At 38.6% G+C, this 23030-nt stretch carries 19 protein-coding genes; 7 read left to right on the top strand and 12 right to left on the bottom strand.

All coding sequences use genetic code 11. The annotated features are described in order from the left end of the window. Positions 1–62 precede the first annotated feature (62 nt). The gene (locus EHQ62_RS10430) at positions 63–1502 is read right to left on the bottom strand and encodes an FAD-binding oxidoreductase (RefSeq protein ID WP_135642577.1); all 1440 of its coding nucleotides are present in this window, start codon (positions 1500–1502) and stop codon (positions 63–65) included. Position 1503: 1 nt separating this feature from the next. Then, positions 1504–2256 (bottom strand): SDR family NAD(P)-dependent oxidoreductase, encoded by a 753-nt coding sequence (locus tag EHQ62_RS10425; RefSeq protein WP_135642575.1) that lies wholly within the window; start codon positions 2254–2256, stop codon positions 1504–1506. Positions 2257–2307: 51 nt separating this feature from the next. Between EHQ62_RS10425 and EHQ62_RS10420 the strand changes: the two genes are divergently transcribed. The 3 genes from EHQ62_RS10420 to EHQ62_RS10410 are packed head-to-tail and all read left to right on the top strand — an operon-like array spanning position 2308 to position 5395. Then, positions 2308–2808 (top strand): NYN domain-containing protein, encoded by a 501-nt coding sequence (locus tag EHQ62_RS10420; protein WP_279638325.1) that lies wholly within the window; start codon positions 2308–2310, stop codon positions 2806–2808. Between the two features lies 1 nt (position 2809). Continuing rightward, positions 2810–4288, top strand: a complete 1479-nt coding sequence (locus tag EHQ62_RS10415; RefSeq protein ID WP_135642571.1) for an MBOAT family O-acyltransferase — start codon at positions 2810–2812, stop codon at positions 4286–4288. A 9-nt stretch (positions 4289–4297) separates the two neighbouring features. Beyond that, positions 4298–5395, top strand: a complete 1098-nt coding sequence (locus EHQ62_RS10410; RefSeq protein WP_135642569.1) for a DUF1574 domain-containing protein — start codon at positions 4298–4300, stop codon at positions 5393–5395. On the opposite strand, the gene EHQ62_RS10405 is transcribed toward EHQ62_RS10410, so the two are convergent. The 8 genes from EHQ62_RS10405 to EHQ62_RS10370 all read right to left on the bottom strand — a co-directional run bounded on the left by EHQ62_RS10405 (position 5368) and on the right by EHQ62_RS10370 (position 14620). Then, a complete protein-coding gene (locus EHQ62_RS10405; protein ID WP_135642567.1) occupies positions 5368–5964 on the bottom strand; it encodes a hypothetical protein in 597 nt (198 codons plus the stop codon). The two genes, EHQ62_RS10410 and EHQ62_RS10405, sit on opposite strands and share 28 nt — an antisense overlap. A gap of 51 nt (positions 5965–6015) precedes the next feature. Continuing rightward, positions 6016–7206 carry a hypothetical protein gene (locus tag EHQ62_RS10400; protein ID WP_135642565.1) on the bottom strand — a complete coding sequence of 397 codons (1191 nt, stop codon included), beginning with the start codon at positions 7204–7206 and terminating at the stop codon, positions 6016–6018. After that, entirely contained in the window at positions 7203–9098 is a 1896-nt protein-coding gene (locus EHQ62_RS10395) for a FecR domain-containing protein (protein WP_135642564.1), read from the bottom strand. Before EHQ62_RS10395 ends, EHQ62_RS10400 begins: the two co-directional genes overlap by 4 nt. Next, complete coding sequence (locus EHQ62_RS10390) at positions 9095–10948, bottom strand: adenylate/guanylate cyclase domain-containing protein (protein WP_135642562.1); 1854 nt, start codon at positions 10946–10948, stop codon at positions 9095–9097. Before EHQ62_RS10390 ends, EHQ62_RS10395 begins: the two co-directional genes overlap by 4 nt. 77 nt (positions 10949–11025) lie before the next feature. Then, a complete protein-coding gene (locus tag EHQ62_RS10385; protein ID WP_244241736.1) occupies positions 11026–12336 on the bottom strand; it encodes an LIC11270 family surface protein in 1311 nt (436 codons plus the stop codon). After that, on the bottom strand, positions 12333–12971 hold the full coding sequence (locus tag EHQ62_RS10380) for a hypothetical protein (protein WP_135642560.1): 639 nt from the start codon (positions 12969–12971) through the stop codon (positions 12333–12335). Before EHQ62_RS10380 ends, EHQ62_RS10385 begins: the two co-directional genes overlap by 4 nt. After that, a complete protein-coding gene (gene truA, locus EHQ62_RS10375; protein WP_135642558.1) occupies positions 12943–13737 on the bottom strand; it encodes a tRNA pseudouridine(38-40) synthase TruA in 795 nt (264 codons plus the stop codon). Before truA ends, EHQ62_RS10380 begins: the two co-directional genes overlap by 29 nt. Positions 13738–13741: 4 nt before the next feature. Beyond that, positions 13742–14620 (bottom strand): DUF2225 domain-containing protein, encoded by an 879-nt coding sequence (locus tag EHQ62_RS10370; protein ID WP_135642557.1) that lies wholly within the window; start codon positions 14618–14620, stop codon positions 13742–13744. 136 nt (positions 14621–14756) lie between these two features. On the opposite strand from EHQ62_RS10370, the gene EHQ62_RS10365 reads away from it, so the two are divergent. Next, entirely contained in the window at positions 14757–15875 is a 1119-nt protein-coding gene (locus tag EHQ62_RS10365) for an LIC11274 family protein (RefSeq protein ID WP_135642555.1), read from the top strand. 97 nt (positions 15876–15972) lie between these two features. Further along, positions 15973–16776, top strand: a complete 804-nt coding sequence (locus EHQ62_RS10360; RefSeq protein WP_135642553.1) for a lysophospholipid acyltransferase family protein — start codon at positions 15973–15975, stop codon at positions 16774–16776. On the opposite strand, the gene EHQ62_RS10355 is transcribed toward EHQ62_RS10360, so the two are convergent. Then, positions 16773–19130, bottom strand: a complete 2358-nt coding sequence (locus EHQ62_RS10355) for a phosphatase domain-containing putative toxin (RefSeq protein ID WP_135642551.1) — start codon at positions 19128–19130, stop codon at positions 16773–16775. The genes EHQ62_RS10360 and EHQ62_RS10355 overlap by 4 nt on opposite strands. A gap of 64 nt (positions 19131–19194) precedes the next feature. Between EHQ62_RS10355 and EHQ62_RS10350 the strand changes: the two genes are divergently transcribed. Then, positions 19195–19509 carry a 7(1) septoil knot domain-containing protein gene (locus EHQ62_RS10350; RefSeq protein ID WP_135642549.1) on the top strand — a complete coding sequence of 105 codons (315 nt, stop codon included), beginning with the start codon at positions 19195–19197 and terminating at the stop codon, positions 19507–19509. Here EHQ62_RS10350 and EHQ62_RS10345 read toward each other — a convergent pair. Next, positions 19489–21489, bottom strand: coding sequence for an LTA synthase family protein (locus EHQ62_RS10345; RefSeq protein WP_135642547.1), 2001 nt, complete (start codon positions 21487–21489; stop codon positions 19489–19491). The two genes, EHQ62_RS10350 and EHQ62_RS10345, sit on opposite strands and share 21 nt — an antisense overlap. A 94-nt stretch (positions 21490–21583) precedes the next feature. On the opposite strand from EHQ62_RS10345, the gene EHQ62_RS10340 reads away from it, so the two are divergent. Continuing rightward, on the top strand, positions 21584–23029 hold the full coding sequence (locus EHQ62_RS10340) for an acetyl-CoA carboxylase biotin carboxylase subunit (RefSeq protein WP_135643712.1): 1446 nt from the start codon (positions 21584–21586) through the stop codon (positions 23027–23029). Position 23030 lies beyond the last annotated feature (1 nt).

The raw sequence follows: 23030 nt of genomic DNA, 5'->3' as shown, positions 1-23030 counted from the left end.
CCCCTTTGTTTGGAAAAGATAACACCTATTGAATGGATCTGTTTCGTTTTCTAAAAAGTTACTTATGTTAAAAACACTCGTTTGTATAAATCCGTTTGTAAAATTCCTTTTGGATCATACTTTTTCTTCAAACTATAAAACTTTTTTAGATTCTCTTTTGGAAAGTAGGATTCCATCACTCGTTTGCGAAGAGTTGAATCCTTGGCAAAGTAAAACCTTCCTTTGTATTTCAAAACAATTTCATCTAACTCATAACACAAAGCCCATAATTTTTCGCGGTTACTTTTTGTCACAGGGAAGTCCATTGCCATTGAAAATCCGTCCACCGCATGTGTGAGTAAAAATGGATCTGGTTTGTGTTTTTTGAAGACAGATAAATAATTCACAATCCCACGTTCTTGGCATTTTGTGAATATTTCACGGAATGCTTGTTTTGCGCCTTCTTTTGGAATGAACACTTGGTATTGGATCATCGCTCCAGGTTTGTAAACAAATTTCCAATTTGGCACATAGTCCAATAAAAATGCATACTCAGCATGTCCTTGGTAATATGCTTTATGGTTTACTAAAATACTGGCAATGCATTTGGCCAAATTGATCATTCGCATTCCAAAATTGAAGCTGAAAGGCCGCATCAGGATCCACATCCATTTTTTTGGGATCACATAAAACAATCGTGAAGGTAAGTGTTGCCTTTCTAATAAACAATTACCTGGAAAATCAGGATCTTCCCCTTCTTTAAGGTTTGTTGCTTTGTGGATTTGACCTCGACCAAGAGACTTTCCAGAAGCAAATGCATCAATCCAACCCACTAAATAATCTGCGGATTTGTAATGTTCTTCAAAGTATTCAAATAACTCATCGAAGTTACGAACATAAACAGGATCAATTTTCATTTTTCCAGAATAGATTGGTTTCATTTTGATTTGGACTGTTAAAAAACAACCTAACATTCCGAAGCCGGAGATCGCTGAATAAAATAGGTCTGAATTTTTTTTAGGAGAACAAGTGAGAATTTCTCCCTTTGCAGTTAAAAAAGTGAATTCTTTAATGTGTTCCCCAATGGTGCCCACTTTAAAATTATTTTTTCCATGGATGTTCATGGAAAGAGCACCACCAAGTGTAGGCATCATGGTACCAGAAACAACCGGTGGCCAAAAACCATTTTCAATCCCTGTTTCCCATAGGTCTTTGATCCTTGCACCTGACTGGACAGTCATCACCCCGGTTTTTAAATTAAAATCTAATACCTTATTAAAACGAGTTAAGTCCAAAACGATCCCATCGTTATTTGTGGATGCATCACCGTAACTACAACCACCGCCACGTAACGCGACTTTGGTGCCAGTTTGGTTTGCCCACACAAAAAGTTCTTGGATTTCTTCTTCTGTTTCGGGACGAAACACAGGAGACATGGAAAAAGAACTCATGCCCCATGCTTCCACTTTTTCTTTTTGAGGAACTTTGAAATTAGGAATGGATTTTGATTTTTTTGTGACCATATTAGATACTCAATTTTTTAAAAATAAAATTGGGAATGTTTCGGATGATGAGACCCACAAGTGCCCAAATCCCAGGGACAAAAGCTTCGTCTTTCCCACTGGCTACAATGGCTCGGATTTTTTTTGCGGCTTCCTCAGCCGTGATTGCTTTTAATAATCCTTTTTCAGGTAAAACCAAACCCTTTGTCATATCTGTTTTTACAAAACCAGGTTTAATCGTTGTTACTTGAACATTTACTTCTGATAAACGATTGCGTAGTGCTTCCAAGTAAGTATTGAGACCGGCTTTAGAAGTATTATAAACAGGATTTCCTTTCCTGCCCCTTTCCCCTGCAATGGAGGAGATACCTACAATTTTGCCCGATTTTTGTTTGGTAAAGTAGGTGGCTACTGGGTTTAGAAATGCAACGGCACCCAATAGGTTGACATTTAACATTTCCAAATCTTTGGCTGTGTTGTATTCTTCTTTGGAAATTTCAGGCATCACACCTGATGCAAAATACACTTCGTCCAATCCTCCGAGAAGGGAGACTGCTTTTTGAAAGGTTTTTTCAGCAGTTGCATATTTGGTCACATCAAAGACCAAAGGAAAGGCGCGTTTCTCTTTGGTCTGGTTGCCAAGTTTTGCGATTGATTCCAGGGACTTTTCCCGTCTCGCTAAAAGGACCACCGAGGACCCAGCGTTCAATTCTTGTTCAGCAATGGCTTTTCCGATCCCACTCGAGGCACCGACGATGATTATTTTTTTCCCCATGTTTACGTTTTTTTGGTTTAATCGAATCTGGCAAGTGGTTTCAATAGGGTTGTGCCCGTAAATGAGAGAATCCTGATCGACGGGATGAATCTAATGTATAAATTCCCAGACCTGGCTTTTTGTTTGGGCGAATACCGCCTGCAAGATGCAAGGCTTGGACTTCTTGTCCATTTGAAACGGCATTTTCCAGACCTAGGCCACCGCAAAATCTTAGTCTTTTTTGATGGGAAGAAGGAGTTACTTTCCGAATGTTATTCGGAAGAATGGGAAGGTTTTTCCATCCATTACAGCCATGAAAAAAAGGCGGACGAACTCATCATTGGTTACTTAAATTATTGTGAAGTACCTTCGCAATGTTTGGTGGTAACATCCGATAAAGAAATTCTAAGTTTTGCTAGAAAACTCCGAGCCAAACGCAAATCCTCAGAAGAATTTTATGCAGAATGGGTAAAACGGGAAACGGAAGAGGATGAAACTGAATTTAACCACTTGAAAGAAGGATTGACACCGAGCAAAGAAAGCGATTACTGGGAGAGACAATTCCTTCCTTGATATGTTGTTCAATTCAATACCATTTTTAATCTTTTTTTCGGTTGTTTACCTTCTCTATTGGGCAATCCCAAAAGAATTTCGTAAATACTTTCTTCTGGCTTCAGGTATCAGTTTTTATGCTTACTTTTCGTTGGCATTGACCATACATTTTCTAATTGTCATCAGCATCAATTATTTCCTTTACCGAAAAATCCAGTCTGAGCCCACGAAATTTTGGATTGGACTTACCGTTTCACTTAACTTAATCAACTTAGGTTTTTTTAAGTATGTGTATTTTTTTAGTCGGGTACTTGCAGATGTAACAAGTTATCCATTTTTTGCACAAGTTCCAAACCTCATTCATATCGCGCTTCCGCTTGCGATTAGCTTTTATACCTTCCAAGTCATTGCAGCAGCCGTTGATACATACAGAAATCCAAACCTACCCACTGTAAAGGTAGAAGACTATTTTCTCTTTGTTGCATTTTTTCCTGTACTGATTGCGGGACCAATCATGCGGATGTCAGATTTTTTTCCAAACTTGGACAAACTGACACCAAACAAAGAAAAGATGTACCGGGCTTCCTATTTATTGATGTCAGGCCTTGTGAAAAAAGTGTTAGTTGCAGATCCAATGTCTCTAACCATCTCACCTGTTTTTAATTCACCTGCTGAGTATGATTCCTTTTCTTTGTTCATTGCAGGGATTTGTTATTCGATCCAAGTATTTAGCGATTTTTCTGGTCTGACAGATATGGCAAGGTCAGTGGCACTATTTTTAGGTTTTGAAACTCCAGAAAATTTTAAGGCTCCATTTTTCTCAACTTCGGGAAGGGAACTCTGGAAGAGATGGCATATCACACTATCGTTTTGGTTACGAGATTACATTTACTTTCCGTTAGGTGGTTCAAAAAAAGGGGAACTCAGAACCTATTTAAATTTGATCATCATCATGACACTTGGTGGATTTTGGCACGGAGCAGATTATACATTTATCTGTTGGGGGTTTTATTGGGGAGTGATCTTAGCTGGTGAAAGATTTTTGGAAGGGAAACTAGGCCTAAAACTCACTCCCGAAAAAAATAAATTCTTAATGGTTATCAAAGCAATGATAGTTTTTGTTTTGTTTTCGATTTCAGGACTTATGTTCCGTTCGAATAACGCATCCAATATGGTAGACCATTTCCATGGAATTTTCACTCATTTTTCCTTTAGTTTAGAACAACTTTTAGTTGGAAGTCAAAACGAATGGTTAGTCTCTGCCACTTCCATTTTGGGAGATGGTTCTTCTTTTCGTTACTTACATATCGAAAACTTAGAACGAATTTTTTATACTTCGTTTGCAGTATTACTTTTCCACCATATCCAATACGTTCCTGAATCATGGGAAAAAATTCGTAAACACGATGTTTGGCTTGTACCAGTCCTCGGTGTGATCACTATCTTTTTACTAGCTACCTTATCACAAGATGGTGGTGAGTTTATTTATTATCGGTTTTAGGAGGAAAATGTGGATTTAATTCGAAATCGTTTTTTATTTGTCCCTTTCCTAGTTGTCTTTTTAGCATTTTGTCTCGATAAATTACTCATTTTAGAAAACGTTCATACGTATTTTTCTAAATCATTGTCTGATATCAATTACATCCAAAAAAATGAATTGTATGAAGATTTGAAAGACTACCTAAAAGAAAAAAATCGAGACAAGGTCCTTGTTTATTTTGGGAACTCTAGGGCACTGCTCTTTGATAATGATTACATCCATCAAAAATACCCAGGTTGGGTGATGTTTAATTTTTCAGTACCCGGTGGAAAACCTGATTACGTACTACAATGGATGGAACAATTTGAAAAGGACAATGTCAAACCTGATTTCTTTTTGTTTGATCATTCAGTTGAAATGTTTAATTCGAGTGCTACTTTAAAGGTAGATGAAACATTAACCAATGGACTGAATGTTTCGTTTGTTTTAAAACATTTTTCATCCTTTTCTACCGATGAAATTTCTACCTTAATCGCAAAACGTATGTTTCGTGCCTACCAATACCGACCTAAATTGGAAGTGATCATCACTCGTGCTAAAAACAGAAACAATATGTTGATCCCATATCGTACACTCAGAAACAATCTGATGGCAAACTTAAAAAAAGGGAAAGGTTCTGCGATGACTCCGGGAACTCATGAAGCGGTTTTACCTCCCGAACTTTTAAAAAAATCAGCGTATGGCGATTTCCACTCCTACCTTGTACCATTTCGATTTTCAGATCATATACTCAGTTTTACAGACCAATCCTTACAATTGGCAAAAAAACTAAATGTACCTTCGGCAGTCATTTGGGTGAGGTTGTCTCTACCTTATATGGATCATATTCGTAAGATGAAAGTGTCTGTGGGTGAGAACAAAGAAGGGACAGTGTATGAGGATTGGTATCCTCGTATGGAGAGATACCATTCACAAAACGGGATTCCTTTTTGGAATATGAATGATGATCCAGAATATTCCTGCAACGAGTTTAGTGATGCAGGGCATATGTCACCGTCTTGTTATGATGAGTATACGGATTATATCTTTAAAAAACTAAATCAATCTTTCGTGATGGGTGTCCGGTAAAATTCCGTTCGATTTTGTACATCGTTCGGAGATAGTTTTTCAGGTTCCGTTGGGTTTGGTTTGATTGGACTTTGCGGTTGTGGTTTCGCATTGTTTTCTTTATCAATCGAATACCCATAATAATAACCATGAACGATCTCTACAACGGCAACGGGAGTTTCTGAATTTGTATTTTGGATTTCAATTGTAATTTCATCAGGTGGTGCCAGTAACTCAAACACCCATTGAGTTTCTGCTTCGATTTTTTCTTTGCGAAGGATGGTTGGGTTTTCGTTTTGGCCATTCCCAGCATACACAGTCAATACCCATTCTTTTAATTTTCCATCCGTTGCTATACCAATTCCTACCGATTGAGGAGATGCTTCACTTGCCTTCAGATCAAAGCGAATCGCTCCACCTTTTGCAACAGCACCATAAAGACGTTTTTTCGAAAGAGAAGGGTAAAGTGCCAAATCTTGGATCCTTGTGGTCACTTCCTTCACATTTTGATTTAGGACAGATGGTTCGGAAAAAATCACCTGGCTAGATACAAACAGAAGGCCAAGGAAGAGGGAAAACGGATGTTTCATTCTCTTAATTGGACTAAAAAACGGATTCCTTACAAGCAAAAGAAATGAATTTTATCTCGTACAAGCACGAAATTTTGGCAATTCCACGGCTAAGGATTGGCGTTCTTCCGGATCTAAATTCGTTCGATTTTTCCATTGTAATTCCATTCGTTCTAAAGCTGGTTTGAACACTGGGTTACAATTTTTTGAAAAGTATCGGTAAGCACTGATTCGATTGGATTCATTATCACTTACCAATTTATAAAATTCAAAAACCGATTGGTTGTCTTCGCTTGCAAAGTTTAGGATAACATACGTTTTGTGGCACTCACCTAAAGTGAAAGCAGGAATTTTTGTGTTTTTACAATTAACTGCCACATCAGTCTCTAAGAACACCATCATCTCTTCATAAGTGAAATCATGAAACGATTTACCTTTTGGTAAGTTTACCTTCTGTTTGGTTGTGACAGGAGGTGTGATTTGTTTTTGAGATTGATTTAAATCAGATGGTTTGGTGACGGAAATGGATTTGGTAGAATCACCATTTTTTTCTTCATTTTGGCGAGAGGATTCTACGTTGGATTTGACTCGTTCATTTTTTTTGATTTCTTCTAGGTTTTCTTTAGAAGTTTGTTTTGGATCTTGTGCATTCGATTTAGGTTCTTCTACTTGCACAAAGTTTTTGACTACTTTGGGTTTTTGGTATGGATTGGTGACCGTTAGATCATAAGGCCCAGTTTTTGCTTCCGTTGTATCCACTTTGAGATCAATTCGTTCTGATGTTTTCACTTCCTTGCTAACAATCGGAAGTTTATCCCCTTTTTTGGAAAGGTCTACATTTGTAGCTTCTAAAAAATGTTCCCCTTCAATGGTGAGTTCCTTGATCGTAGGTTCTGATTTTGATTCTTGTTTGGAGAGAATGACTGGAGTTTCCGTTTCTTTCACTACTTTTGGAGGTTCTGAAATGATGATTTCGAGATCTTTCCAAGCAGACCAAACCACAGGTTTTTTAAATAAATTTAAAGGTGCCGTGCGTACCATGTACATGCCCGATGGTAATTCTTCAATGGATTGGTAAGGAGTATCAATTTTTTTATCTAAAATGATTTTCCCAACTTTATCTTTGATTTGGATTTGGTATCCACTCGCATCACTGATCGGTTTCCATGCAATGAGTTTCGTACCTTCTTCAGCAAACAGAGCGGATACGATTGTGAACCATAATAGGGAAAAGAAATACTTTGTAAAAATAGACCGTTTCATTTTTTTTCTTTATACAACCGTTTGGGAGAGATAAACTCTATGTCCGTTGGTTTGAGTGACTTCAATTGGTCAAGTGCCAAGATAAATGTACCTTTCCTTGAAAGAAGTAAGTTGGCATTTTTATACACACTCAAATCCCAAGAAAAACTGCCTTCATCTAAAATACTGAGGTCTTTTAAGTGGTAAAAGGAATCTTTTGTACTCACTTTATAAATCGCAATTTTTTTATCAGGAAGGTGTTGGTACAGGACGATGTCATAACGATCGGGAACAGCACCTGAAACTTTCCATTGGAAATCCAAACTTGTTTTTCCTTTCATTTGGATCATGGCTCCGTTAGGTGACATACTTTCCAGTTTTGGATCTTGGTTTGTTTGTGGTTTCGGTTCCTCAATCGTTGTGACAACTTCGATTTTTTTCTTTTTGTCAATCAATGTAAAACTCAATGACTGCGAACTTTCCGTTTCCTTTCCTTCTTTTGTTTTCCCAATGATTTTTGCAAAGAATGTTCCAAAGCCTAAGGCATTCCAATTGGGAACAAGGTAGTTGGTGGTTGTATCTACATTCACTATCGGATTGTTGAATTTTGTGTCTTTGGCAATGAGAACTGTATACGAATGGATTTCCGCATTACCTTCCCAGATGAGAATGGCTTGGTTTTGTTTGATATCATCCAAACTGATTTCTGAATCTGGCATCGGTCTTTGCCATTTAGGAGCTGGTACTTGGTTCCCTTTTTTGATGGCAAAGGAATATACCTTGGTTTCTCGGTCCTTGGTGTCGGGAAAAGACGATTTCGCAATCACCTTCCAATAATACGTTCCTTCTTTTAGATCATCGAGTGAGATTTGGTTGGCAGATGTTTCAATTCTTTTGATCGGATTTTGGAACTGGTTGGAATCAGATAGCAAAAGTTGGTAAGAATTGGCTGTTGTTAACTTACTCCATGAAATCGTAACGAGAGGATAGGTTTGTACAAAAGGAATCACTGTCCCAGGATTTGGTGATTCGGCAAGGAAGGGCTCCAGTTTTGAAACAAACAATTTATTGGTTTCACTTGTTTCCGTTCCAGATTTGTTTTTCACTTTCACTCGCCAGTAAAATGTACCTTCTTTTAGGCTAACGTTTGTTTGATTCCCGTTAATCGGTTCTGAAAAAAAAGTCATTTGGAAAGTAGGGGACCTTGAAATTTCCAGAATTGGTGATTCGTATCCTGATTCTACCTTCCAAGTGAAGTTTACAAGGGCTTCCGTGGGATCAGTATAAAATAATTTTTGAGATGCAGGAGTTAGGAGCACAATAGGAATTTTTTTGATTTCAATTCCAGATGATTTGAATTCTGCTTTTTTACCTTGGTCGACGGAAACGGTTTTTCCGTTTTGTTTGACAGTGGTTTTCCCTTTTTCGACAAACAAACTCAACTCTTGGTCTTTTGCTTTTTCAATTTTTACATTACCAGAATCAACATTGATTTCATTCCCTGAACTTGTGATTTTGATTTGATTTGCATTCGAATCATTTTTTTTGACCTCAAGCGAACCTTCAGAAAATTCTAAATTGGGTTCATCTCCCGTCAAATCCAGGTTAAACATTGAGTTTTCGTCGATATTAATTTCTGTTCCGTCCTTAAGGCGAATGATGGCATCAGAAAATGCTTCGGAACGGATTGTATCTTTGTTGATGAGAGGACTATTGTTTTCGAGTTTTTCCCAAATCACTTCATCTTCAAATTTTCTTTGTACGATATTGTTTTTAAAGAAAATGGTTCCTACTACTTCTCTATCTCCGATATCAATTTTTCGATTTAGGTCCAAATAAAATAGAACACTAAAAAATATCGCAATGCTTGTTAGGCCTATCAATACAAATGAATCACGTTTGTCAAAATTCATTTTTTTGCCTTTTTTGATGTTGGTTCGATGCCAACCATGGATTGTAATTCAGCGAGATTTTTGGGAGATTTGGGATCGGATTTCCTTCCTAATACTGCGTAAACTTTTTGAGCTTTTGATTTTCCTTTAAATTCGATTTCTCCCATGCTGAGCAAATGAAATTCAGATTTGATTTCTTGGTAAGTAGTTTCTGTGACGAGAATGTCTGTATGTGTTTCTTTGTTCAGTGATTCCACTCGAGATGCCAAGTTTACGGAATCACCAATCACAGTGTATTCCATTTTGTCAGAACTTCCAATTTGGCCAGCAATCACATAGCCAGTGTTAATCCCACATCCGATTTTGATGAGAGGTTTTTTTATTGTTCCACGACCTTGATTGAATTCGATTAATTTTTCTCGCATACGAAGTGCTGCATCGACAGCAGCTTTTGCATGCTCTTTGTGGTCTCGCAGGGCTCCCCATGTGGCCATGATGGCATCCCCAATGAATTTATCCACTGTGCCACCAGTTTCTTGTACACATTTTACCATCTCTGACATATACGAATTGAGAAATTCAACGACTTCTTCTGGTTGTAATTTTTCTGAGATAGCAGTGAAACTTCTGATATCAGAAAAAAAGATGGTACAATATTTTTTATGTCCACCGATTGCAAGTTTTCCCTTCGCCGCTAGTTCGGCAATGTCTTGGTTGACAAATCGACCAAAGGAATCTTTTAATTTTTCCCTTTCTTCTAGTCCTCGTCCCATACTCACAAAGGACTTTGTTAGAGTCCCAATTTCGTCATGAGTGGTTGCGTGTAAATTGATATGGTAATTGCCTCTCCTGATTTCTTCCGAAGCATCTACCAATTTGAGAATGGGTATAGAAAGGGATTTTGCAAAAATATAAACAACAATAAACGAAAGAGATAAAAACACAATGAGAAGGTAAACATTCCGTTTTTGGATATTATTCACTTCTTCGAAAATTTTTGTTTCTCGGACTTGAGAGATGACTCCAACACCTCCAATCCCTAATTTTTTAAAGGAAGCTAAGTAAAACTCACCGTCTTTATTTTCATAACGGAATTGCCCATTGTCTACCGTTGACTTTTTCATACGTTCAACGATTGGTAAGTCATTTAAGTTATTCCCAGACAGTACAACTTTTGCATCAGGATGAGCTAACACACTTCCATCTTCACTTACCAAAAACGTTTCAACAGGTCCTGATGTTTGGAAGGCATCTAATAAACTATCAAGTTTGACTAACGTGACCAAAATTGTGTGTGTGTCTTTCGTTTCTGATAATGGGAAGCTAATGCAAAGGATTGGATTTCTAAAATAAGGGCTGATATTCCAAATAACAGTTGTTCCGCTAAATGATTTTTTAAGTTTCGGTTGGATGTTTTTTAAAATATTTTTAACTTCTTGCTTTTGGTAATCATATTTTTGTAAAAAGTTTTCGTTGATGGATTCAAATTTTGCATTAAAACTTGAATCATAAGCTCCAATAAAAACAAAATTTTGGTCTTCTTCAAATAACTCTTTTGCAATTCCATTTGCAGATTGTGTATTTCTAAAAATGGCAGATGCTGTGATGTGAACATCTTGCCTGATTGAATGTAGGTCTGATTTTACTTTAAGAGAGAGGATTTCATTGATTTTGATATTGTTTTCTTTGACTCGGACTTCGCTATCCTTACGAAAAAAGTATGATGCAAGAAAGATCACTCCCGAAACAGAAACTAAAAGTACGATGGAAGTGATTAACAGCAGTTTGTATCGAATTGGGAATTGGAATTCCCCTGAGGAGTTTTTGTTTTTGCTGAGAATGTTTCGTAATTGAAATAAAAACGTTTTCATATGGTTCGTACTTTAACCTATACCAAGGAAAACCCTAGTAAAAAAAAGTAAAATTGAACTATGAAACTATTTTTTTCCTAAGGACAGGCCAAATCAACGTTATATGTCTGTCGGAACGGATATTCTGGAATGGTAAAGGCAGTTTCCCTTACAACTGTGTCAGGATATCCGTCTCTTTTGGACACATCACCTAAACACACAACTTTATAGGTTCCAGGATTTAGGTATTTGATTTTTGCAGTTTGTTTAGCAGGTGTCGCAGCAACAGGCAATTCGTTGATAAATTCAGTTTCTTCAAATCGGAAGATTCCGTAATAATGTAAAAGTGAATTGGTACCACCGGAGATCGTAAGGCTTGATGCTGTTTCAGGATAAATCACACGTGCTCTTGAGAGGATGTTTCCACCTGCATCACCTTCTCCTTTGTGATCAAAAAAGATATCACTTACACCTACATACGTCACGGTAGTGGAACGGCTGGAAGTGTATGAGTGTAACATTAAATTTTCTTTTAAGTTGATACGTACTTCCAAGATATAAGGATCAAAACCTTCTCGGATTCTCATATCAGATTGTACGGCTTGTTCAAAGGTTTGAGAAAAAAGACTTGGAAACATTTTGGGAACAATCGCACTTTTTTCTGCAGTGGTTGTCCCTGGTGCATAGTTATTCCTTGGGACAATATTGAGACCAAAGATATTCGGTCTGTTGTCAAAACGAAGGGTAACAGGAAGCCCCGCATCTAAGGCAAAACCAGTCACAAGAGAACGAAAGTAGATACCAGAATAATAGTATTCCCTTCCGAGCCATGCCTTACCCAGGGCAGCAGCTTCTTCCCAACTGAGGGTTTCTGCAGAGGGATCATTGGAAGGGAATTGGGCTCCAATGCCATTAAAGAAGTCATACGCTTTTAAGATACCATCACTTTCCAGACAGGTATTATTATCTAAGGAATAAGTTCTTGTACAAAACACTTGTCTGTTTGGGGCAATGAAATCCCAAAACTTATTGGAATCAATCGTATCACGAATTTGTGTTAGGTCATTAAATCCCTTCTCAAATTTACTTGAGATCCTCACTTCTCCAATGTCCAAAAAAATCGGTAGGTCGGCAGCCTTCGGAAGGTTGGTTAGGGTCATGACGGGATCAAGACCATCCCCTTGGGAATCAATGTACAAATCCCCAGTTCCATTATTTAACTCAGACCAATCCAATGGATTGTCTGTTGCATAAGTTCCTTTTAAGAGTAACAACATACGGTTGTTAAAGAGAGTGGAGATGACGGGGAATTTTGTTTCTTTACCCAAATCTACATCTGTTTTGCAGTTCGGGAATAAAAAGAAGCAGGAGAGTAACAATAGGAAATAGTAATATTGCAAACGGTTCAAAACAAAACTCCTACTGTTAGACCAAAATAGAAAAAATCTACGTTCTGTAATGTGTAATTTGCCGGATTTTGTAACCTTGGGTCATCGTAGGGACTTGCAAGAGGGAAACGGTATTGGTTTGGCACATCCATTTGGGTTTCAAAAATCTTATAATAATCCAATCGTACCCCAATTCGGATTCTACGACCAGCAATAAAACTCGCTTCTAACCCACCAAAGGCGGTTGGGTTCCAACGTGCCGTATCGGCAGGCCTTGCCACCACATAGGAAGAACCACCCCCTCCCTTCACAAAAAATTGGATGGGTAACTCTAACGGGAGTTTGTAGGCAAGTGCCGCATAGAGTGGCATGGCTGTTAATGCCCTTTCGGAACGTGATAAAAATACGGCATAAGACCCACCGAGTTCCGTGTAAAAGATCCAAGGCCAAGGCATCCTAGCGTAAAACCCGCCGCCGAGAGTGGTCTCTAGGATCTGCGCACTCGGAGTTCCAGGCATGGGATTGGCAGCTCCCACCCAACCACCGATTTCATACCGGCGTTTGTTGTACTCTTCGAGGGTTTGTGCGGAAAGGAGACCGGAAAAGAGAGTGAGTGCGAAAAGGATGCTAAGGAAGAGGGATTTTGTACAATTCATGAATTTCCGGATGATCTTCGTAATACGCGCGGACAAAATAGAGCCCATCGGGAGGGAGGGTGACACCTGCCTTCGTTCGGTTCTTTTCTTCCAAAATGGAGTCTATGGATCTAGATTCCCAACGTCCCTTTCCGATGTCTAGTAAAGTTCCGACTGTGATTCGCACCATATTGTGCATAAATCCATTCGCTCGGATCCGAATTTGGTACCATTCTGGAGTGATTTTCTCTAATTGGATGGAAAAGATCTCTCGCACCGCCCTTTTGCCAGACATCGATTTTGCCTTTGTGAAGGAACGAAAATCTTTTTCACCCACAAGGACTTGGAGTTGCCTTTCGACTTTTTCCCAGTCGATATGGGATTTTACCCAGAACGCTCGCCCTTCGACAAAACTACTTTCATACTTACTATAGTATAATTTATAAATGTATTCTCTTCCGGTACAACTAAACCTTGCGTGAAATTCGGGTGGAACTTCGATTACATTTTTTATGGAAACACCACTTTCTGTGAGAGAGTTAAGAGAAACGAGAAGTTTGTGAAAATTGGGAATAGGGTCTCTTGTTTTGAAATTGCAAACCATTCCCAGAGCATGGACCCCTGTGTCGGTTCTTCCTGCAACTGTTAGGCGTGAGGCGGGGTTCTTTCTTAGGATGATGCCAAGTGCTGATTCAATTGATCCTTGGACAGTGGGGAGGTTTTTTTGTTTTTGCCACCCATTGAAATGGGTGCCGTCATATTCGACAAGAAGTGCGTAATTGGGCAAACCCTTACTTCTCGCCTCCCATTGCTTCTAAAATGGCATTGTATTCATCATACAATTCACGTGTCATTTCCACAATTGGACCTGGTTTTCCTTTACTGGCTTTCCCTGATCCATACAACCTAGCAAGTGTTCGTTTGGCACGGGACAATAACAAAACTTGGTCTTCTGGTTTGGGTGCCATTTGGTCTTTGAATTTTTTCGTTAAGAAGGCATTGAGATAAATAACACCATCAAAGCCCCAGTTGTTGTCAGTATCTGGGCCAAGCATCCCTGCCGCTTGGTCCACTGGTTCGTTCCCATTTTGCATGAGCTCTAAGGTGTATCCATAAATGACGGCGGCTTTTTGGTAGAGTAGGTCTCGGATTTTATCGTACCCAATATGAGGGAACTCTTCATGGAGGTCAGAGAAATACCATGCCGCACGAATGGCACAAACTGCTTTTTTAGGAGTGGGTGCCACACTCACTCCACGCAATTGGTAACAATCCATCCCAAGTAGATAAGATGCAGCACCTAACACAATTTGGCGGTCCTGGGTAAAATCGAGTGGGCCAAGGATTTTTTCGATATAACTTCTGCGAGCATCGGTGGCCATACGGATGGCTTCGTTGTCTGCCGGATTTAGAGCATTCCAATCTTTTGGAAACGAGGAGTAAAGGCAACGTGGACAGACAGTCATGACATAATCCAGAGGGCTTACCCTGCCGAATTTTTTGTTTTTTTCATACAAACGACGTAAGTCCTGGGCTAGTTTCCCAGCGATCAGCCGTCCACCACCTTGGAACATCTGCTCCTTTTGGTGATTTTCATCACAAATTGGGCAAGCTGTAGACTCTTTGGCACGAAAAGATACTTTTTTTGACTGGGCAGCGGCTTGGGACATAGGAAAAATCTAGGAAAAGGCTCAATTTTAAAATACAATCTGTCAATCCAATATCATAAATCTCCGATAATACTCACAGGGGACACCCTGAAATTACTTGTAAGATTCTTCTAACGAAGGAAAGTACGGAAACGGAATGAATGGCAGAGCAATGAAACAATCCCTTCTTATTCTCATGATGAGTCTCGTGATGCAGGCACCAATGTTTGCAGAATCAGTCTCTAGTAAATCCTACCAAAAACGTATCGAGCTTTTGACGTACCTCCGTGAGCTTGAGCCAATCATTAAAAACTTTCGTGGCGAAGATGCGGAAGGGAAACCTACGGAGTTAAATGCTCCTGAAGGCAAAGAAGGTTTCCGTATGAAAAAATACTTAGAAGCCAAACGAATTTACCAAGAAGGTTTACAATACCATTTTGAAGGTAATTTCTCTTCTGCCTACCAACGTTTCCTCGAATGCCAACTTGGTATCGAAAAGATGACAGAAGAACTTTCTCAACTCTATATCCTTCGTGCGGAAGAGATGATGAAAGTAGCAATGGAACGTAAAAATCCAAACAATCCAATGGACAAAGCTCTCCTTGATATCTCCATTGAATATGGAAAAGGATCTTATTTCCGCCAAGACGTGATGGACCTTCCTCGTGAAGCTCCATACCAAAGGCGTATGTATGACCCAAAAGAGGCGCATTACAGTTACAATAAATACGATATTGAAAAGAATATGGAACTTGGTTACAAACATTTAGGTCTTGCCAAAGAAGCAAGAGCCAATGCTTTGAAAGTGGAACGTAATTTGGAAAAACACCAAAAACTCCAACCGAACCATAGAAAGTATCGTATTGAATTGTATTTTGGTGCGATCAACTTGGCTCGTGATTCCAAAGCCAATGCGATCAATATCTATAAATTAAAATACCCTTACGATAATTACTATTTAAACAATTCACTCGCAAAATCAGAAGGATCGAAAGATGAATCTGGTGCCACCGTGGAAGGCCAACCAGTGAAAATTGATGGTGTGACCTATGACTTCACCAAAAATCCTTATATCAAATATGACAACCGTCTCCAAGCAATGTTTGATATTAGAGTGCCAGAAGACTACCGAGTGGACCATGCAGACGTAAGAGGCCGAGTGTATGAATATGATTCCAATAATATGGTGTTCATGAAGTACGACCAAGAACGTAAAAAAGCCCTAAATGTTCCACCAAAACCTGCTCAAGGAACAACCACAACTCCGCAACAATAAGAAACATTATCTAACACTGTTTCCGAATGATTGAGCCCAAGAAATTTCTTGGGCTTTTTTATATCCATAGAAACGACCCTTTTGTCTAATTGTTGCTATGGCGAAAATTCCAGTTGTTGACAACCTAATTGAAAAAAACTTACACGGGCTAAGTGTTCACTACGGACGTTTGGTAATGAAAGTGTATTTACGAATCACCTTACTTGTGTTTGGAAAGGCCAGTCCCTTTTTGATCCGTGGTGTGTTCCAAGCGATCACCGGGAACAAAGAGAAACGTATCAAGGAATTTTTAGAAGGCACAAAGGTTTGGGCAGAAGACGTTAAAAAAATTACCAAAACCACAGTCTTAGTGTTAAATGAATTCAAAGTTCCTGAAAAAGGACATATGATATTTTTAAATCACGTAAACGAAATGGATTTCCCTTACGATTGTTATGTGATAAGAAAACCTTTTTTAGCGAATCAAGTCATCAAAAAAGCATGGTTTGCCTATTGGTGGATGACTGCGATGGGTTCACAAGTATTTGATAACTCAAAAGCGATGTCCATAGCAGTATCTGTAAAAAATTTAATCGAGGGATTAAAAACAACTTCTTATATCGTATACCCCGAAGGCAAAAATACCTATAGTGAAGAAATCCAACCTTTAAAAAAAGGAATGGTGAAAATTGCTTTTGACCAAAAAATTCCTGTATTTGTGGCTGTGAAGTCGGGTGTCGCTACCTACCAAGAATACCAAAAAGGGAATGTGGTAGGGTATTTGGCGCTTGGTGTTCACAACCCAAGTGAGTTTTCTTCTTGGGAAGAGTTCCAAACTCATCTTTACCAATTGATGCATTCCAAGAAACTTGAGTTAGATGGAATGTTGGAAAAAGAAAGATTAAAACTACAATCTAATTAATGTTTGAAAGACCTTTCCCAAGTTTCTAGGAATCGAATTTGTTCGTGAGATTCTACTGCACGTTCACTTCTTGATTCCCTTACTTTTTGGATAGCGGTTTCCGCATTCATTCCATATTTCCAAATCAAATAAGCAGCAGCCACAGTCCCAGATCGGCCCAGCCCTCCAACACAATGGACAAGAACCTTTTGATTTTGTGTGAGGATAGAATCGATCCAAACCACAATTTCTTCCATTTGTGTATGGCTTGGCACTCGTTGGTCTAAAATAGAAACTTGTTTTTGGTTGATCCCATTTGAAGGAAGTTCCGATTTTAAATCCGTAACGCCATACTGGATATACTCTTGTTCGGTGATGAGGCTAAGGACATTTGAGATACCTTCTTTTTTGATTGTTTCCAAGTCATCGGATAACACTCGGTTTCTGTCCTTCCTTCCTGGCAAAATGGTAAGGCCAATTTGTTTTACAAGTTCACCATTGTTTCCATGAAGAGGTTTTAGATAATCAATGCGTAGTACTTTGGATTTTTGGATGAAGGATTTGATTTTCAGAATGAGTTTGGCACCCGCATACAAAGCCCATTTTTTTTGAAGTTCGTTACATTCATCAAACGATAGTGTATGCATGGCGTAGCGTAAGGCTCCCACATGCATTTGGTAAGGGTCTCGGTCTAGTTTGACCAATTTAGGGTAATAGGATCTTAGTTTTGCGATGACACGGTAAGCTTTTTTTAACTTTTCATTGGTGATTTCTTTTGGAGGATCAAAGGAAAGTGGAATTCCTAAATCCTCTTGGTTGTGTAAAAAATCGGTGAGAAGGATTGCTTCTTTCCATTCCAATTCTGTTTCGATCTTACAGAATATATACAATATATCATTTTCCAATTTTAATAAATCACGAATGATATGCCCTCGGTGGGTATGGAAAAAATCAATCATCCACACATTGTCTTGGGCATCAATGATGATATTGGCACCATTCAAATCCCCATGCACATAAGACGTATTATGTGTTATTGCATTATATTCTTTTAAGGCTAGTAAATCAGTTTCATAAAAAAGGCAAGGATTTGGAACGATGTGGCCAGGAAAAATTTCAATGTTAGGTCCATTTTGTGGGCCACCAAGAATCGTTTCGACCCGATTACGTACAGATTTTGCATATTTGTGTTGGAAGTCGTAATACTCGAGTAAATTGAGTTTTTCAGAAGAAGCCGCTTCAAATAACCTTCCTAATTGCTCACCAAACACGGTATCGATGACACGATCAAGGCCAGTCCCATCCGAAATGGTGCCATATAATTTTTGAAAGGTTTTTACATTCCCATCTAACATAGCTGCGTATCGGTACTTGATCGCACCCCTGTCACCCAATTCACAAAAATCAACAATGGAAGGTGCGTTATTCCCCAATACCTCTTGGATCCTTTCAAATGAGGTCCTTTCTTTTGCAATGAGATCACGATTTCCAATTTTCACTACACAGGGTACCTGCACATGTCCCAAATGGTCGATGGATTTGGTTTTTAACACTACATTTCCCGAAAACCCACCATCCAAGGTTTTGCATTCTACTTCTTTACAATCTCTGAATAGATAAAGTAAGATCTGTTTGTCGAGTTCAGTGATGGGGTATTTTGGATCTAAATTTAATTTGTCACTTGCGATCCTGGCATTGGTGGAAATACGTTTTTTGAGATTAGGTTGGTCTCCAGTTAAAAATTCAGTAAAGGCACCAATGGAGGAAAATACATTAACTCCTAAGATTTGTTTGAGTTGGTCAAGGGCAATAAAATGCATCGATAAGGAAGAACTTGCGGTGAGTGCCGAACAAACTGCAATTTCAAATTCAGGGTATCTTGTTTTTAAGTCATAACATAAAAAGGTTACCTTTGCTTCTGTCCAAACACCTGTGATGCCTACACGAATGGATTTACCTTTGTAGGGTTTTAAAATGGATTCTAAATTCGTATCTACAAAATCATTTAATCCTGACGCGTTTACAATCTCTGCTCGGTTTGGATTTTCTTCGATCCAGTTTTGGAAAACAAACTCAGCACCTTTAGTGTCCATCAAACAATGTTCTCCAAACTGCAGGAGGTGGTCTTCTTGTGATTTTGATTTGGGATCATGCCAATCTCTGATATGGATTAATTTTAATTCCTCAGGTTTTTTTTCATACGCCCAATCCATTAAGGAAAACACAGGGCCATCTTCTACCATTTCACCAAGCAAACGATTCGCTTCTGCATAACCAATATGCAAAGAATTCGGAAGTGGATCATACTTATCTAAAAGGGATGTAAAATCATTTTGCAAACATTGGGTAAATAAAATGGCCGATTCTGAATTCATGAACAAAAGGATTGACATCCTTAAAAATAAATCGAGAATTTATTTCTTAAATTTTGGAGGAAACATGAAACAAGGAATGATTTTAGTTCTCTCTGTCATTTTGACCTTGGGTCTCTCGGCAGGTGAAGTTGGCTCTGATTGCACATTCAAAGGAAAAAAATTGGCAGGAAAGGTGCAGTTCGTTACCAGTTTTCCAGATTTTAAAGTCCAGATCGTTGATAGTTTTCCAGACCTAAAGGTCAAAAAGGTTACTAGTTTTCCATCGGATTGTGGTCAATGGCAGGAAGTCACATCCTTTCCCGATTTTAAAGTCCAAATTGTAACAAGTTTTCCAGATTTTAAAGTGAAGTATGTGGATTCATTTCCTGGAGTACCGTAGTCGTCCTTCCAATGGATAAACAGAATTCCGATTCATTAGATCCAGTGACAAATTAAAAAACGCTTTTGCTTTTAAGGTTTGTGCCGTACATTTTGTACGATCTGTTCGGCAAACTGGATCTTCTTCATAGGGAGGCACCATTTGGAAAATAAATTGTGTGTCTCCATCCACACTTTGGTATAAAATCTTTTCTTCATCAATCCAACCACATGCACTTCCATAGGCAAAGTAAGTACTACCAGATTTCAGATTCGGAGCAAATAGATTTTTACCAAACCCTGCGAAATAGGTTTCTTTTCCGATAATACCCAAAATGGTTGGCAATACATCGAGTTGTGATGCGATCCTTTCATCTAACTTTGGTTTGATATATTTTGGAGCATAAATTAAAAAAGGAACCATACGATCTTCAAAAAAAGTCAAATACCGATGGTGGGTATGGTCTCCCACAAAAACAAAAATGGTTTCATCAAAATATTTCTTTTTTTCCATCTCGTTCATAAATTTTTCTAAGGCACTATCGGAATAATGGTAGGTATTGAGATAATCATAATCCGTTATACTTGAATCAAAAATTTCATATTTGGGATCTGGGACTTTGTAAGGGTAGTGGGTTGTCATTGTTAGGATTGTCATAAGGAATGGTTTTTGTTTTTCCTGGTAAAAATCCATTTCTTCCAAAGCTTTACTATAGAGGTGTTCATCATCATACCCCCATGCCCCAATCTGGTAGAGTCCAGATTTTCGAAAGTCTTCTTTGCCTATCAATGTTTTGAATCCAAAGTGAGGTAATATTGTTTCTAAACTATCAAACTTCAAATCATCACCTGTGATAAAACTTGTTTCATACCCAAATCCAGAAAATAGATTTCCAATCGCAGAAAAATGACTGAGGATTTGTGGTGTTCGGATGGCAGTAAGGCCTGGCCGATCAGGGATGCTTGTTAACACGGAAAGTAATGCATTACTAGTCCTACCTCCATTTGCATAAAACTTCCGAAAACTATGTCCTTTTTTCGCCAAACGATTGTAAAATGGAGTGATTTCCTTTCCCATCCATATTCCATCAGACATCGGCCAAACAAATTTTCCTGTCCAAGATTCTTGGATCACAAGTACAACGTTTGTAGGTTTTTTCCCTGGGACTGGACTTAGTTTGCGGACTAATGGGAATTCAGGGTCATTTATGAATTCAGAACCTTCAAATCGGATTTCTTCTTTGACAACTGCCATCATTTCCGCTTCACTCATCTTTAAATGTTTGGGAATGGATTGGCTTTTGAAGTCGTTAATGGTTGTGTAAATTCCATTTAAGGCAAGTTGGTTGATGAGAGCATCATCGGAAATAATAGCTTCGCTGGCTCGGAGTGGTGACTCTTGTGGCCCACCTCGAAAGGAGATGAAAAAAAACAAAATCCACAAACTGTTTTTTAGAATTGTATATTTTTTTGGAATGGGTTCCTCCCTTTGTATCCCTATCTTTTGTTTTCGAAACCAATACCGAATGCCTATGATATAAATCATTATAAAAAGTATAAATGAAAGGATTTTAAGTGGTGCTTCCGCGAAGGCAGAAGATACCAAAACATCTAAGTCTCCTAAAAATACTATGGCTTCATATCCGATGTGTTTGTTTGCATTTTCAAAGTACAAAAGATCTGCAAACAGATGCAAAACACAAAATGGATAAACCAAAAGAGGTGTGATTACCCAAAGATTTTTGTAAAATTGGAATCGAGACAAAGAATGAAACATGGAAAGAATAAAAAAACCAGCTAACAACATTGAGATGGTTGTAAGATCAAATCGAAACCCAATCAGGAACGCTTTTAATATCAATAGAAATTGGAAATCTTCTAAACGATAAGAATAAACCAGAAAAAATAATATTCGATGGAGGAAAAGTGTGATGAATCCAAAAACAAAATAGGTAATAAAAATTCGATCTGAAAAACTAGGTTTGAAAATCTGTTTCACCATAAAAAAAGAATTGTTGGCTCGTTTCGATGGTCAATTCACTTCCTATGTTTCTGTTGATTTATTTTCGCCATTCTTTAGTTTTGATCCTACTCGTATGAAGCCGATCCAAAAAATACTTATCGCCAATCGAGGCGAAATTGCCGTCAGAGTCATTCGCACAGCCAAAAGAATGGGAATCAAAACTGTTGCTGTTTATTCAGACCCCGATGCAAACAGTTTGTTTGTTCACTCTGCTGACGAAGCCTATCCATTAGGTGGGACTGATGCACGTTCTTCTTATTTAAATGTAGATAAAGTGATAGAAGCATGCCTAACCACGGGTGCGGATGCAGTTCACCCAGGGTATGGTTTTTTATCGGAAAACACAACCTTTGCCAAAAAATTAGAACAAAATGGAATTCGGTTCATTGGCCCAAAACCTCATTCCATTGAAGCAATGGGAGATAAAATCGGTTCACGCGTGTTAGTTGCAAAGAACGGAGTACCAGTTGTCCCTGGATATGAAGGGGAATCCCAAGAGATGTCTGTTTTCAAAACAGAAGCGGCAAAAATAGGATATCCAATCATGGCCAAAGCAAGTGCAGGTGGTGGTGGGAAAGGGATGCGCCGTATCAATTCACCTGAAGAATTGGAAGCGGGGATTTTATCAGCCAAACGGGAAGCCATGTCTTCTTTTGGTGATGATCGCATTTTATTAGAAAAGTACATTGTGAACCCAAGGCATGTCGAATTCCAAATCTTTGGTGATACAAAAGGAAACATCATCCACTTACATGAAAGGGACTGCTCCTTACAACGAAGGCACCAAAAAGTTGTAGAAGAAACGCCAGCACCAAATTTCCCATCCCAACTCAAAACCAAAATGGCAGAAGCAGCCATTCTTGCTGGTAAATCGGTACAATACGAAGGAGCCGGCACCGTTGAATTCATATTAGGTGAATCAGGTGAGTTCTATTTTTTAGAGATGAACACTCGGTTACAGGTAGAACATCCAGTTACAGAAATGACAACAGGACTCGATTTAGTGGAATGGCAAATTCGTGTTTGCCAAGGAGAACCCCTTCCTTCCCTCCAAACACCTCCCCAAAAAGGACATGCAATCGAAGTGCGGATTTATGCAGAAGATCCCAAAGAAGGTTTTTTACCTTCCATTGGAAAAATCCATCATTTGTCGTTTCCCACACGTGAGGACTTAAGGATTGACTCAGGTGTTGTGACAGGTTCCGAAATCACAATGTATTATGATCCTATGATTGCCAAACTCATCGTTTGGGGAGAAGACCGATTAACGGCGATTCAGCGACTCGTTGAATGTTTATCAGAAACCATAGTGTTTGGTCCCAAAACCAATCTTCAATTTTTGCAGAAATTGGTATCTACTGAAGAGTTTGCGAAAGGGCAGGTTTCCACTCATTTCATTGCCGACAAAGAGTCCGAACTTTTAAAAGAAAACAACAAAGAAGAAATGAAATACGCATTGGCAGGACTTTTTTTCTCTCATGTGGAAGTGAAAAACCCATGGAAGGCGAAGGTAAATTAAA

Source organism: Leptospira jelokensis (assembly GCF_004769635.1).
GTDB lineage: Bacteria > Spirochaetota > Leptospiria > Leptospirales > Leptospiraceae > Leptospira_A > Leptospira_A jelokensis.
The sequence above is the reverse complement of the archived record's forward strand: the minus strand, read 5'-3'. Positions and strand labels throughout refer to the sequence as shown.

Bases quoted from the DNA above. Each gene is read 5' to 3' on its own strand.
- EHQ62_RS10430 (WP_135642577.1), bottom strand. From the start codon at position 1,502: ATGGTCACAAAAAAATCAAAATCCATTCCTAATTTCAAAGTTCCTCAA.
- EHQ62_RS10425 (WP_135642575.1), bottom strand. From the start codon at position 2,256: ATGGGGAAAAAAATAATCATCGTCGGTGCCTCGAGTGGGATCGGAAAA.
- EHQ62_RS10415 (WP_135642571.1), top strand. From the start codon at position 2,810: ATGTTGTTCAATTCAATACCATTTTTAATCTTTTTTTCGGTTGTTTAC.
- EHQ62_RS10405 (WP_135642567.1), bottom strand. From the start codon at position 5,964: ATGAAACATCCGTTTTCCCTCTTCCTTGGCCTTCTGTTTGTATCTAGC.
- EHQ62_RS10400 (WP_135642565.1), bottom strand. From the start codon at position 7,206: ATGAAACGGTCTATTTTTACAAAGTATTTCTTTTCCCTATTATGGTTC.
- EHQ62_RS10395 (WP_135642564.1), bottom strand. From the start codon at position 9,098: ATGAATTTTGACAAACGTGATTCATTTGTATTGATAGGCCTAACAAGC.
- EHQ62_RS10390 (WP_135642562.1), bottom strand. From the start codon at position 10,948: ATGAAAACGTTTTTATTTCAATTACGAAACATTCTCAGCAAAAACAAA.
- EHQ62_RS10380 (WP_135642560.1), bottom strand. From the start codon at position 12,971: ATGAATTGTACAAAATCCCTCTTCCTTAGCATCCTTTTCGCACTCACT.
- EHQ62_RS10370 (WP_135642557.1), bottom strand. From the start codon at position 14,620: ATGTCCCAAGCCGCTGCCCAGTCAAAAAAAGTATCTTTTCGTGCCAAA.
- EHQ62_RS10365 (WP_135642555.1), top strand. From the start codon at position 14,757: ATGAATGGCAGAGCAATGAAACAATCCCTTCTTATTCTCATGATGAGT.
- EHQ62_RS10360 (WP_135642553.1), top strand. From the start codon at position 15,973: ATGGCGAAAATTCCAGTTGTTGACAACCTAATTGAAAAAAACTTACAC.
- EHQ62_RS10355 (WP_135642551.1), bottom strand. From the start codon at position 19,130: ATGAATTCAGAATCGGCCATTTTATTTACCCAATGTTTGCAAAATGAT.
- EHQ62_RS10350 (WP_135642549.1), top strand. From the start codon at position 19,195: ATGAAACAAGGAATGATTTTAGTTCTCTCTGTCATTTTGACCTTGGGT.
- EHQ62_RS10345 (WP_135642547.1), bottom strand. From the start codon at position 21,489: ATGGTGAAACAGATTTTCAAACCTAGTTTTTCAGATCGAATTTTTATT.
- EHQ62_RS10340 (WP_135643712.1), top strand. From the start codon at position 21,584: ATGAAGCCGATCCAAAAAATACTTATCGCCAATCGAGGCGAAATTGCC.